Here is a 13,873-nt window from a genome sequence, read left to right as displayed (position 1 = left end):
CAGTATTGCGATGTTTCGTAACAAAAATTGGTTTTGTATTCTTGGAAATTTATCGCAGATTTTTGTTCTACTTCTACAAATGTATTATCTGTAAAAGGAGTGAGTTTATATGATACCGCGATAATTTCACACAACTCACAATGTATTTGATCATCGTCATCAGAAAAATGAGAAATAGCATGTACATTGACAATTCTAAGAAATAGAAAAGCGGATAGAAAAAAAAGAGTAATAATATTTTTCCAAATGTTCATTCTCATTTGTCAAATATAGTAATTAATTGGATTCTTAAATCTTAAGATATTTATAAGTAATAAACTTTGGCAAAAATTTTGGATTCATAATCATGTTCCTTCACAGAAATGTGAGGCTTTTTTTATTGACAACATTTTAATTAGGACTCAACAGGACGAGAAGTTTATCCTGAACAAGGAACGAGTCGAAGGGAATCCTGTTTCCAATACTAGAAATGACAAGGGTTTTAAGAAATTGAAGCCCTTTTTTTACATTTGCCTCATATAGTCAATAACATTTGATTCAATCCTTAGAGTACTATTTGGGTTATATAGGAGCTGACCGAATTGATTTCTTAAATTAACAGGCTCTCAAATCTTTCCATCTTGAGTCACACCCAGACGAAAATTAGAAAACACCCAAGTCAAAACAAGGAAAAACACCCACAGAACAAGGGTTTTTACATATAAATTAAAGAAGGCCATGTGCTACTTTTGAGTTGTAATATTACAACTCAAAAGTAGTGGAGATCTGAATCACTAAAAAAACGGGGCGTTACCGAAAAGCCAAAAGAGTAGGAATAATTAAATATAATAAAATGGACACTTTAACAGCAGAAAAGAATAAATTTCATCCTTCTAATGCAATTATAAAAGAAGCAACTCAAAATGCGTTCAACAAGATTGATTTTGTAGATAAAGATGGTGCAGAAAACTTTTTGACTAAATTAGAAGGATCGGTACCAGCACCACTTGGAGCAAAGGCTTCATTAATTTTTGCGGGTATTTACGGTAACGTTACCGTTGAGCCTACATCAGGAGGTTATGAGAATTGGAAGTTTGACGAATCATTTTGGGGTGTTGGAGCAGTAGGAGGAAGTTCTATTGGTTTTATGTACACAGCGTATGATAATTGGAATTCTTTCTTTAAAAATGTAACTTCATTCCACGTTCAAAGTTTTGCTTCCGGTGGGGGTATTTTACAAGTAAACTTTTTTATTAGCAATGGGACACCAGTTGGCCAATTTAATGGAGCAATGGCTGGAGCAGGTGCAGTTGAAGGAGGTGCTTCTGGAAAATGGAAAAAAGCATAAAACAATAAACAAACTGGAGGGATTATTTCCTCCAGTCTGTTTTTCTACTTAACCAATATTCTCTAAAAAAACAGTCAAAAATTATACTCTTTTATAATGGATAAAGCTCATAACCTAAAGGTCACAGAGCTCGTGCTGAACTTGATTCAGTATTTGAGTCCTGTTCCAAATACGAAGAAAACCAGTTGTGAAAACAACTGATTTTTTTATACCCGAAACCTGATGCCCCGCATCATGGATTTTAAGAGATTAATCTCAATTATTACATTTATACAGATATCCTGGTTCATCTAAAAGAAGAGATTTTTTCTTTTTTAATTTAGAACAATTACGAATTAAGTAAGGAGTATTAGAAATTCTTGCAAATAGATTATCTTTATCATAATAAGATGATTGTAAAGCTAATATCTATATTAATCTCAGGTTTAGTATTAACTCAAAGTTTCAATGTCGGTGTAGTCGATATTGTACAACTGGATGAGTTAATGGAGCATGCCAAATTTCACGCAGATGAATATGGTGATAATTTCTTTGTGTTTATTTCTAAGCATTACGGAGAGTTAAAACAAGAGCATAATAAAGAACATCAAGAAGAAAAAGAAGAACATGAGCAGCTTCCGTTTCAGCATCAAGGACATACAAATTCTTTCCTGGCTTTAGTTATCAATTACAATAAGAATGATTATAAAAAAATAGAGGAGCAAAGAAACTCTTCTACTATCTTTTTCTATCAATCTCCTGACTACAATTGTCATCTGTCAGGAATCTTTCAACCACCACGGCAAGCATAATTCATTTTATAGGTTTTATCCATTAATGTTATCGTGTATACACGATGATGTAATCATATTTATACCATTATGAATTATGTTATCATATATTATCAATTTTAGTATTAAGAACAAATTTGTTGTTCTTTTATTTACAACCTTCATTATAGGATTTGGGTTGTACTCATTATCACAAATTCCTATTGGCGCAGTACCAGATGTTACAAACAATCAGGTACAAGTTATCACAACTTCGCGTAATCTTTCTACCCAAGATATGGAGCAATTCATTACCTATCCTGTAGAGCTAGAAATGGCAAATTTACCAGGGGTGTTGGAGATTCGTTCTATTTCAAAATTTGGACTATCAGTAGTGACCATTGTTTTTGAAGACGATATGGGAACCTTTTTACCCAGACAACTTATTGCCGAAAAAATAAAGTCAGCATCAGAGAAAATTCCTGAAGGGTTTGGGACACCAGAGATGGGACCAATTACCACAGGTTTAGGAGAAATCTATCAATACATCCTTGATGTAAAACCAGAGTTTAAGGACAAGTACAATGCAGAAGACCTAAGAACCATACAAGATTGGGTAGTAAAACGACAACTCTCAGGCATTACTGGTGTAGTAGAAGTCAATACCTGGGGTGGTTTCTTGAAACAATATGAAGTTGCTATAAATACAGAAAAACTCAATGCTATGAACATTACAGCACGTGAGATTTTTACAGCATTAGAAATGAATAATAGTGTTTCTGGAGGTGGTTATATTGAGAAAGTTAACCAAGCATTTTTTATTCGTGGAGAAGGCCTTGTTTCATCACTAGAAGATATAAATACTATTGTTGTTAAAAACGAAGATGGTGTACCTATCTATATTAAAGATGTTGCAAAAGTAGGTTTCGGAAGCGCTACTCGATTTGGTGCTATTACAGGTAATGGCGAAGGTGAAAAAGTGTTAGGGCAAGTTATGATGCTTAAAGATGCAAATTCTAAGAAAGTAATTGAAGCGGTAAAAGAACGGGTTGCGGAAATCTCAAAATCACTACCAGAAGGCGTTTATATTAATGCTTTTCTTGATCGTAGTGAATTGATAGCAAAAACGACTTTTACTGTTTCAGAGAACTTAATTCTTGGATGTTTGATTGTAATTTTTGTTGTAGTCTTGCTCTTGGGTAATTTCAGATCTGGACTAGTCGTAGCATCAGTTATTCCATTGTGTTTGCTCTTTGCCCTATCTTTAATGTACATCTTTGGTGTAGATGCCAATTTGATGAGTTTGGGAGCTATTGACTTTGGAATTATCATTGATGGTGCAGTAATTATTGTAGAATTCATAGCTTTTCAAATCACACAAAAGAAGGATGAGATTAACGCTGGATTTCATACTAAACTTAGCCGAAGTGAGAAAGCAGAACAACAAGAATTAAAAGATGAGATTACATTTTCTGGAGCATCAAAAATGATGAGCTCAGCCATCTTTGGACAGCTTATTATTTTGATTGTATTCATCCCGATTTTATCGCTAAGCGGTGTCGAAGGTAAGATGTTTAAACCAATGGCATTAACGTTCAGTTTTGCACTTATTGGCGCAATGATTCTTTGTTTTACATACGTTCCTGTAGTAGCATCGATATTCTTAAAACCATCAAGAGCCACCGATAAAAATATCTCAGTACGATTAATGAAATGGCTCAACAAAATGTATGCGCCAATTATCCATTGGGCATTACAAAGTAAGAAGTTAGTGTTAGGAATCGCGATAACACTTTTGGCTATTTCACTTTATTTATATACAACGATGGGTGGTGAGTTTGTACCAACCTTAGATGAAGGAGATTTTGTTATTCAGCCTGTTCTAAAAACAGGAACTTCATTGAGTAATACGGTAAAAATCACTACAGAAATAGAGAAGATACTTCTAAAAGAATTTCCAGAAGTAAAACAAGTAGTTACTCGTATTGGTGCTGCCGAAGTGCCTACGGATCCAATGTCTATGGAAGAGAGTGATGTAATTATTGTTCTAAAACCTAAAGGCGAATGGACGTCTGCTTCATCCAAAGATGAACTGGCAGATAAGTTTAAAGAAGCATTGGCGATAATTCCAGGAATGGAAGTAGAGTTTACGCAACCTATTGAGATGAGGTTTAATGAACTAATCACGGGAGTACGTGCCGATATAGCTATTAAGATTTTTGGGGATAATTTAGATATACTAGCTAAGAAAGGAAGTGAGATTGGTGCTTTAATTAAAAATGTACCTGGAGCCGCAGATATTTCTGTCGAGAAAATAGCCGGATTGCCTGAAATGAGCGTACAGTACAATAGAGCAAAAATTGCCAGATATGGACTTAATATTCAAGAGCTTAATGATATGGTATCTATGGGTTTTGCAGGGAAATCCGCAGGTAGTGTTTTTGAAGGCGAAAAACGTTTTGATTTAGTTGTGAGGCTGGATAAACAGAAACGTCAAGACATAGACAATCTAAAAAATCTCTATATAGATTTGCCTTCAGGTAGAAAGATCCCTTTAAGTGAATTGGCAGATATCAGTTATAAAAAAGGAGCTGCAAAAATATCTCGCGATGATACCAGACGTAGAATCGTAGTTGGTATAAATGTACGTAATCGTGATTTGCAATCTGTGGTAGATGACGTACAAGGATTGATAAACGAAAATATAAAATTACCTGTTGGATATTCTATCACGTATGGTGGTCAGTTTGAGAATTTACAAAGTGCTAAATCAAGATTGATGGTTGCAGTACCTATTGCACTAATCCTAATATTCGTGTTGTTGTATTTCGCATTCAAATCTGTAAAAGAAGCATTGATGATTTATTCTGCAATTCCTCTCGCTGCGGTTGGTGGTGTGTTATTATTGTGGATTCGTGATCTACCATTTAGTATATCGGCAGGAGTTGGTTTTATCGCACTTTTCGGTATTGCAGTACTTAATGGTATTGTATTGATCGAACACTTTAAGGAATTACAAAAGAAAGAATTTGAAAGTATGGAAGCCTTAATAAAACAAGGAACAAAAGACAGATTGAGAGCTGTATTATTAACCGCATCTGCGGCAGCATTAGGATTCTTGCCTATGGCTATTTCAACAAATGCAGGAGCCGAAGTGCAACGACCACTAGCAACTGTTGTTATAGGAGGATTAATTACTGCTACGTTGTTGACTTTAGTAGTTTTGCCAGTACTCTATGCATATTTAAATATACCTATTGTAAAGAAAAAAAGTTCTAGTAAGATTACTGTAAAAGGTTTGAGTGTTATAGCATTGTTGTTTTCTATGAATGTAAAAGGGCAACAAGATGCTAAGACCCTAAAAGAATTAGTCCCTCTAGCTATTGAAAATAATGCAGGATTAAAAGCTAGTGCGTTACAAGTAGAACAATCTGATGCACTAATAAATAGTGCATTCAGTTTTGATAAAACACTGGTTTATTACGAGTTTGATGAGAACAATTTGGCTTTAAATAATAAACCTTTGAGAGTATTTGGAATTCAACAAGATTTCAGGTTTCCGACAGTTTATTTCTCTGAAAAGAAAGTAAATCAAGCTCGCTACGGTGTTGTTTCAAGTAGTTATGATGTTCAGAAAAAAGGAATAGAACGCAAAGTGACAGCTGCTTATTATGAATATCAAATCGTTAGAGAAAAAGAAAACGTTTATAAAAGATTGGATAGTTTGTATACTAACTTTTCTAAAGTAGCTGCAAGACGTTTTGAATTAGGAGAAACCAACTATCTAGAGAAAATCACAGCAGCATCTAAGCAAAAACAAATCAACCTTAAATACGAACAAGCACAAAATGATGTAGCAATAGCCTATGGTAACTTATTAAAAGTAATTCAAGTAGATGAAGCTATAGTTATCGCTAATGAAGCATTGCTTAAAGTAACAATGTATACTTTGGATATTGATGGAATTGCAGAAATTGGATATTACCAAAACAGAATCTCTCTACTACAAGCAGAGCATCGTTTTAAAAAGCAGGAACTACTACCAGATATAAGTTTTAACTATTTTCAAGGCACCAATTCAGAAGTAAATGGAAGCCTTTATGGATACCAATTAGGTTTGAAAATACCAATATTTTTTGGTGGTCAATCATCACAAATTAAAGCAGCGAGAATTGCGGAAGATATTGCAATAGCTGAATCTAACGAATATGAAATTCGGTTGAACACAAAATTCAGAACCCTTAAAACAGAGTTGATCCAGCTTCAAGAAGCATTGAATTATTATGAAAATGAAGGCGAGGCACTTTCAGAAGAAATTTTAAAAACGGCTAATGGTAGTTTCAGAAATGGAGAGATTGATTTCTATCAATACATCCAAAGTTTAGAAAGTGCTTACGAAATAAAGTTGAGTTATCTGGATAAGCTCAATGACTATAATCAAACCGTTATCGCTATTAATTACCTAACCTTATAAACACAACGTTATGAAACGTAACCTATATAAAATAGTACCGCTAAGTCTTGTTTTCACCCTATTTAGTTGTAGTGAAAAGAATAATCAATCGGATAAGGATGAAAGCGAAGAGATAATGGATGGAATCCAAGTTACTCAAGCACAATTTGAACAAAGTAAAATGGAGTTGGGAAGTCTTGAAGAAAAACCATTCCCTGTTGCTGTTAATGTTAACGGAATGATTGATGTTCCACCAGAAAATAGAGCCGTCATAAATTCTACAATGGGTGGGTATATCAAAACTACACCATTACTTATAGGTGATAAAGTACGTAAGGGGCAAGCACTCGTAACAATTGAAAACCCAGAGTTTGTGAACTTGCAGCAACAGTATATGGAAATCAATGAGCAGCTTGCCTATTTAAAGGCAGAATATGACAGACAGGTAACAATGAAAGCCGAAAATATCACATCTCAGAAGAGTTATTTAAAAGCAGAAAGCGAATACAAAACAGCAGTTGCCAGACATACAGGCTTAGACAAGCAATTAAGAATGCTTAACATATCACCAGCAGCAGTGCGAGCAGGAACAATTAGTTCTATTGTAAGCATTTACGCACCTATTTCTGGTAGTATTACAAAGGTAAATGTAACAAAAGGATCTTATGTTTCACCTGCTACTGAAATTTTGGAAATTATAGATAATGACCATATACATTTAGAACTTTCTGTTTTTGAAAAGGATATAATGAAAATTAAAAAAGGACAAAAGATCGATTTCAAAATCCCAGAAGTTTCAACAGAAACATTTAAAGCCCAAGTACACCTTGTAGGTACTGTAATTGAAGACAACAGAACGATTAAAGTACATGGACATTTGGAGAACGAATCTAGTCATAATTTCTTGACAGGAATGTTTGTCGAAGCTACTGTTATTACAGATTCTACTTTCGCAAAAGCGTTACCAAGTGAGGCTATTATTGTTGTTGATGAAGTTCTTTACATCTTAGTTTTAGATAAAAAAGATGGAGATACGTACTATTTCCATCAAGAAAAAGTTGTGGTTAAAGAAACTTATGATGGTTTTTCGGTTATAGAAAATAAAGCTATTTTTAAATCTAATACACAGTTTTTGACTAAAGGAGTATTTAATTTAATAGGAGAATAATCATGGATGAGAAAATAATAGAAAAACATTATATAACGCGTAGTGGTTGGCTTAGAGCTGGAGTTTTGGGAGCCAATGACGGTATTTTATCTACAGCAAGTATTATTATAGGTGTTGCGGCAGCAAGTAGCACTCGTGACCCTATACTACTAGCAGGAGTGGCTGGTCTAGTTGCTGGTGCATTGTCAATGGCAGCAGGAGAATATGTATCGGTAAGCTCCCAAACAGATATAGAAAAATCTGACCTCGCACGGGAGAGGCAAGAATTAATAGATGCACCAGAGCAGGAACTCATAGAACTTTCTGAAATCTATGAAGAAAGAGGTCTAAATAAAGAAACAGCATTAGAAGTTGCTAAACAACTAACAGCGCACAATGCGCTTGAAGCACATGCAAGGGATGAGTTAGGAATTACAGAGATGACAGAAGCAAAACCACTACAAGCAGCTTTTTCTTCTGGAATTGCTTTTACGGTGGGAGGTCTCTTTCCTGTTATTGTTGCATTTATAGCACCTTTAAATTTAATGGAATACATACAATATATTTTTGCTATTTTATTTTTAGCAATACTAGGTATAGTAGCTGCTCTAACAGGAGGGTCTAATCCGGTAAAAGCAGTTTTCCGTATTACTTTTTGGGGAACACTCGCAATGGGATTAACAGCATTTATAGGATATTTATTTAATACTAATATCAATTAAAATTTTAATAAAAACATACAGATACTGAGGTATATTATGAGTGGTTAAAAAGTGGTTTGAGAAGTAATGAAAAGGATTAGTGTTAACAGGATGATTTCTTATTACTTCCGGTTTTTGATTCATAGTCCAGAATACTTCCTTTTCCGCCTTGTAGGATAGTACAACAACCTTCAAATAATTCTTTAAGCTTTTTTCTCCCACGTTGAATTTTAGAGCGTACCGTGACATAATTCATATTAAGCTGTTCGGCGATCTCTTTTTGTGGTATTTCCTTTATCTCAGATAAGATCATTAATTCTCGATACTCTTCTGGTAATTGATTGACAAAAGAATTTACACATTTGCCAAGCGCTATCCCAGCATCATTATCGGTGTCGTAATCGAAAAATGTATCCTCTTCAATAGTATTTGTTTGCAACTGTTTTTTTCTGTAGTAATCGGTAATTGTATTTTTGGCTATAGTATATACCCAATTTTTAAGGTTGTCGACACCATTACTATTCGATTTGGATAATTTCAAAAATACATCTTGGGTTAAATCTTCGGCGTCTTCCTGATTGCGAACACGCTTTTTAACGTAGCCTAATAATGGATTATATAGTTGAACGACTTGATTTTGCATTTTTTATAGAGAAATTGATGAATAAAATTGTTCCTGTTATACACAAAGATAAATATAGGTTTTGTATTCCAATAAACTCAATGGCGTAGATTCCGATAAATGCACCAACGGCAGCACCTATATCCCACCATGTACTTACACTAGAAATTGCCTGTAAGGAATTATCTTTATTTTGTGAGTTCTTTATTGCAATAAGAGGTGAAAAAGTAACCACAATTGTATTAAATAAAAAGGCTAGAATAATGCCCAAAATAGTAATATCAAATGCAATCAATGCCATTGCTAATAAACAAATACTAATTGAAATTGAAAATAAGAATAATGGCCGAAAACGTATGGAGAGAACCCCTCCAATTATAGAAAACAATAAGGTAAATAATCGTTTTAATAATAAATAAAACGCCACATAACCAAGCAACTCATTTGAATTGACCATGTTTCCAGATAATAAATACGATAGAGATACTACTAAAATACCATCTATTGAAACAGATACTATAAAGACCAACAAGTTGATGGTATTTGGATAAAAAGTGAGGCTTGTTTTTACTACCTCGTTTTTTGCCTCGGGTTCAATTTTTGGTAATGAATACGCTAAAAGTATACCCAACAGACTGATTGAAGCTATGCTAAACAGCCCATTTTGAATACCAAATTCACCAATGACTATTGGTCCAAACCAAAGTACGAATAATGCCCCTAATGATTTGATACTTTGCGATAATCCGAATACTAAGCCAGATTTTTCTTTAGCTTGCGAGGCGTAGCATAAAGTAGAAGTTTTTAACCCGGAATAACTTAGTCCCCAAAAAATTCTTGCTAGTAGAAAAGAAATTAAACCTAATTTCAGTCCATATAGAAAAGTGGTTAGAGTAGCTAGTGTTGCAGTGATAATCAGCATTTTTCGGATTCCGATTTGGTGTACCCAATTTGCAATAGATGTGTTTGCAATAATTCTTACGAAACGGTTTACCGATAACAACACACCAATAAAGAATACTGAAAACCCTAATTCTTTACCATAAATGGGAAGTACAGGATATAGAACGGCATCACCTAATCCTGCAAAAGCCATGACCCCACTAGCACGCAAAGCCCCTCGAAATGAGGAGCTTTGTTCTTTGCGAATAGGCGGGCTTTTGGTTAGCAACATCCTGTTTTTTCAATATTTATTTCTTTACTCTCATTTTTATCACAACATGATGACCCATCGGTAGGTTGCTCACAACAAGAGCTTTGTGCAGATTGTGCTTGTACCGATGTAGATTCACAGCATCCACTAGCTTGTTGTACTGTTTCTACTTGCTTGTTTGTATTTCTCGTTTTCATAATTATAAATTTTAATATTTCTATTTTGTTATGTATTGTTTTCACTCTTTAAGACGCAAGATTTTTATAATGATGCATCATTTTTATTTTTTTAATTGCATCCTGATGTTCCGCAATTCGAACTGGTAGATTCTACTCCTTCCAAAGCTGATGCTGTAGAACAGCAATTACCAGTAGTACTCTCTTTTTCATTAGTTGCAAAATCGGTACTGCATACTCCAGTTTCTGGTAAATTAAGTTCTACTCGTTCTGCAGCTTCTTTATCGCCTGCCAAATAAGAGATAACCGATCGTACTTGTTCATAACCCGTTGTCATTAAAAAAGTAGGTGCTCTACCATAACTTTTAGACCCTACGATGTAAAAATCTTTTTCTGGATGGCGGAGTTCTTTTTCTCCGTGTGGTCTCACTGTTCCACAACTATGAATATTTGGATCAATTAATTCTGCTAGATCAAAAACCGATTCTAATGAGGCATCTAAATCTATTCGTACCTCACGAATCATTTCTAAATTTGGTCGTGAACCTGTATTACTTATTATTTCGTCTATTTGGTTAATGGTTTCTATTTCGCCATTTTGGTCACCGATAATTTGTATACCGTTTTCTTTTTTGGTTAGTTTTAAGATGTGAAAAGGAGTATAGACGTTTAGTTTTCCACTATTAACCAATTCCTCTATACGAATACCAAGAGCTCCTCTTGCTTCTAGCGCATCCTCTTGTTTGCCGCCATACACTTTTTTCATAGTATCTTTTCTCAATACCCAGTTGAGTTGTGTTTGTGGATAATTTTTTTGGATATCTGCTAAATCTAATAATACATTTATGGCAGAATGTCCTCCCCCTACAACAACAATATTTTTGTTTTTGTAATGTTCTAAATGATCTTTCTTAACATTAGGAATACCATAAAAAATATGATCATTTAATTCTTGTTCTCCTTCGGCAAATACACCACCAGAACCAATCGGATTGGGCTGATTCCAGGTTCCTGTAGCATCAATAACTGCTTTTGCTTCATAATAATTAATAGTACCATTTTTTTCTACTTTAATAGAGAATGGTTTGTCTTCTCTTCCAAAGGTTTTCATTTTATCCAAGCCTTTTCTTCCAATAGAAATTACTTTACTATTTAAATGAGTATGTGATTTAATCTGAGGTAAATTTGCTAGTGGACGAAAATATTGTTCTACCAACTCTTGTCCTGTTGGTAATTCATTTTCATCAGGAGCTATCCAATCGGTTTGTTGTAATAATTCTTTCGCAGCTCGATCTATATTATATTTCCAGGGAGAAAACACACGAACATGACTCCAGGAGAGTATATTTTGTCCAACAGAGCTTCCTGCTTCAAATACAATAAAAGGAAGATTTTGTGTTAGTAAATGTGCAGCTGCAGCTAATCCTACTGGGCCAGCACCTATTATTGCTATGGGTAAATTATTGTTTTTCATCATTTTAAAATTTGTATTCATCTCTTAAGACGACAACTTTAAAAAATGATGCAGGGTACTATAAATAAAATTTTAAGTAATTAAGATTAGGGTATAAAAAATGACTGTGTTTTATCATTTTATATATAAGATTTAATCAAGTGATTACACCTTAAAAATAACACTTCTTACCTCATTTAAATAACTTCTACCAATTGGATATCGATTATTTGCAATCTCTATACTATTACCTTCAACAGATTCTATTTTATCAATTGATATAGTATAAGATCTGTGAATTCTAATAAACTTATCAGAGGGTAAATCATCTGTAAAATTACTTAAAGTTTGATGCACAATATAGTTGCTTGACAACGTATTCACTTTGATATAATCGCCAAGGCTTTCGATAGATAATATTTCATCCAGGTATATTTTTTGTATCTTTTTTTTATCGATTTTCAAAAAGATATAGGCTCTTTTAGAAGGAGTAGTAACATTATCTTTTTCTTGATAGCCTTTTATTTTGAAAGCTTTGTTTACGCCCATAATGAACCTATGAAAAGAGATTGGTTTTACCAAATAGTCTACGACCTCCAATTCATAACTTTCTACTGCAAATTCTTCATGAGCAGTAGTAATTATAGTGAGTGGTTTTTGATGCATACTTTTTAACAGATTTAATCCATCTAAAAGAGGCATATTAATGTCTAAAAAAAGAAGATCTATCTCATTATTTCTTAAATAATCAATACTCTCGGTCGCGTCGTTGAATGAAGCTAAAAAAATCAATCCTTTTGTCTGGTCAACATAATTTTTTATAACATTAATAGCCAATGGTTCATCATCTATTATAACACATTTTAAATCCATTATACTTTAATTTTTAATTCAACAATATATTGATCGTTATTTTCACTAATAGTTAGATTATATTCATCAGGTTTATAACCTAACTCAAGTCTCTTTTTTACGTTTCCTATTCCAATACCCCCAGAAAAGGAGTCAATTTTGTTTTTATTATTTTTTGCAGGAATTGGATTAGTAATTTTAAAATACAGAAAGTCCTCTACTATGTTAAAAGAGATATTAATTTCGATTTCTCCAACATTTTTATTAGCACCGTGCTTAAATGCATTTTCTACAAATGATAAAAGCAGCATAGGGGCAATTTTTTTACCTTCGATTTCACCAGAAACAGTCACATTTATTTTTAAAGAATCTCCGTATCTGATTCTTTCTAAATCTAAATAGTTTTGAAGACATATAATTTCTTTGCTAAGACATTGTCTTTTTTGATTAGTCTCATGCAATAAATACCGCATTAATTCGGATAACTTTAATATAGTTTTTGGGGTTTTGTCTGATTTTTCTACAGAAAGAGAGTATATATTATTTAAAGTATTAAAAAAGAAATGAGGAGACATTTGAGCCCTAAGAAAGCGTAATTCTGTTTCTAATTGTAATTTTTCTATCTCAATTAATTTTTTATGCTCTCTAAGCTTATCCAGGGTTACTTTAATAGCAGAAACAAAAGACACAACATAAAGCTCTCCCAGCATCATTTCTATAGTATAATTTAAGGTCAATTCATTTGTTACTTCAGGACCTTCTGGCCAAACATTATGGTTAACAAGGAAATAAGTAAAATAAAATTTTGCCAGGACCATTGTGAAAAGAGATGTGAGTAATAAGAATATGTATATCAAATACTTACGTTTGTCTACGAATTTTGGCATTAAGTAATATATGTTGAAATAACTTAAAGACATATGTATAATAAACCCTAGAATAGTAGTTTTTAAAGAATAGACATAATCGTTAAAGTAACTACCCCATTTAAAGGTGGTAAATAGAAAATATACGAGCCAGAATATAACATGATGTTTTGCAGTTATAGTATAATTATTCCCAGATGTTATATTAAGTACGTTTTTTATTTTTTGCAGCATATTTCCCCAAATTTTATGACGTTTAACTAAGTTGCTTTGTTATTGATCTAAAATTATTCTTTTAACCATAAGTTTTGTAAATATTTATGTCATTACTTGCTCTTCCTGTAGAACAATGATAAAAAAATAAATGTAAATAG

General features: G+C 33.3%; 11 protein-coding genes. 5 read left to right on the top strand and 6 right to left on the bottom strand.

The window, feature by feature from the left end; genetic code table 11:
* Positions 1-832: 832 nt before the first annotated feature.
* The 5 genes from Z054_RS0118425 (at position 833) to Z054_RS0118405 (ending at position 8,398) form a co-directional block, all read left to right on the top strand.
* Positions 833-1,327 (top strand): hypothetical protein, encoded by a 495-nt coding sequence (locus tag Z054_RS0118425; RefSeq protein WP_024771518.1) that lies wholly within the window; start codon positions 833-835, stop codon positions 1,325-1,327.
* A 389-nt stretch (positions 1,328-1,716) separates the two neighbouring features.
* Complete coding sequence (locus Z054_RS0118420; RefSeq protein WP_051473802.1) at positions 1,717-2,118, top strand: hypothetical protein; 402 nt, start codon at positions 1,717-1,719, stop codon at positions 2,116-2,118.
* Positions 2,119-2,194: 76 nt separating this feature from the next.
* On the top strand, positions 2,195-6,550 hold the full coding sequence (locus tag Z054_RS0118415) for a CusA/CzcA family heavy metal efflux RND transporter (RefSeq protein ID WP_024771516.1): 4,356 nt from the start codon (positions 2,195-2,197) through the stop codon (positions 6,548-6,550).
* Between the two features lie 10 nt (positions 6,551-6,560).
* A complete protein-coding gene (locus Z054_RS0118410) occupies positions 6,561-7,697 on the top strand; it encodes an efflux RND transporter periplasmic adaptor subunit (RefSeq protein WP_024771515.1) in 1,137 nt (378 codons plus the stop codon).
* Positions 7,698-7,699: 2 nt separating this feature from the next.
* Positions 7,700-8,398: a VIT1/CCC1 transporter family protein gene (locus tag Z054_RS0118405; protein WP_024771514.1), complete on the top strand. Its 699-nt coding sequence runs from the start codon at positions 7,700-7,702 to the stop codon at positions 8,396-8,398.
* Positions 8,399-8,480: 82 nt separating this feature from the next.
* Here the strand turns inward: Z054_RS0118405 and Z054_RS0118400 are convergent, their stop codons facing one another.
* The 6 genes from Z054_RS0118400 to Z054_RS28825 form a co-directional block, all read right to left on the bottom strand.
* A complete protein-coding gene (locus Z054_RS0118400; RefSeq protein WP_024771513.1) occupies positions 8,481-9,020 on the bottom strand; it encodes a sigma-70 family RNA polymerase sigma factor in 540 nt (179 codons plus the stop codon).
* The gene (locus tag Z054_RS0118395; protein WP_024771512.1) at positions 8,992-10,173 is read right to left on the bottom strand and encodes an MFS transporter; all 1,182 of its coding nucleotides are present in this window, start codon (positions 10,171-10,173) and stop codon (positions 8,992-8,994) included. The genes Z054_RS0118400 and Z054_RS0118395 overlap by 29 nt, the downstream gene beginning before the upstream one ends.
* On the bottom strand, positions 10,164-10,349 hold the full coding sequence (locus tag Z054_RS0118390; RefSeq protein ID WP_024771511.1) for a hypothetical protein: 186 nt from the start codon (positions 10,347-10,349) through the stop codon (positions 10,164-10,166). Before Z054_RS0118390 ends, Z054_RS0118395 begins: the two co-directional genes overlap by 10 nt.
* Positions 10,350-10,440: 91 nt before the next feature.
* Positions 10,441-11,823: an NAD(P)/FAD-dependent oxidoreductase gene (locus Z054_RS0118385; protein WP_024771510.1), complete on the bottom strand. Its 1,383-nt coding sequence runs from the start codon at positions 11,821-11,823 to the stop codon at positions 10,441-10,443.
* 123 nt (positions 11,824-11,946) lie between these two features.
* Positions 11,947-12,654 carry a LytR/AlgR family response regulator transcription factor gene (locus tag Z054_RS0118380; protein ID WP_024771509.1) on the bottom strand — a complete coding sequence of 236 codons (708 nt, stop codon included), beginning with the start codon at positions 12,652-12,654 and terminating at the stop codon, positions 11,947-11,949.
* Positions 12,654-13,733 (bottom strand): sensor histidine kinase, encoded by a 1,080-nt coding sequence (locus tag Z054_RS28825; RefSeq protein WP_035092580.1) that lies wholly within the window; start codon positions 13,731-13,733, stop codon positions 12,654-12,656. Before Z054_RS28825 ends, Z054_RS0118380 begins: the two co-directional genes overlap by 1 nt.
* Positions 13,734-13,873: the final 140 nt, after the last annotated feature.

Source organism: Aquimarina macrocephali JAMB N27, from assembly GCF_000520995.1.
GTDB classification, from domain to species: domain Bacteria; phylum Bacteroidota; class Bacteroidia; order Flavobacteriales; family Flavobacteriaceae; genus Aquimarina; species Aquimarina macrocephali.
This window is presented reverse-complemented; position numbering and strand designations above follow the sequence as displayed.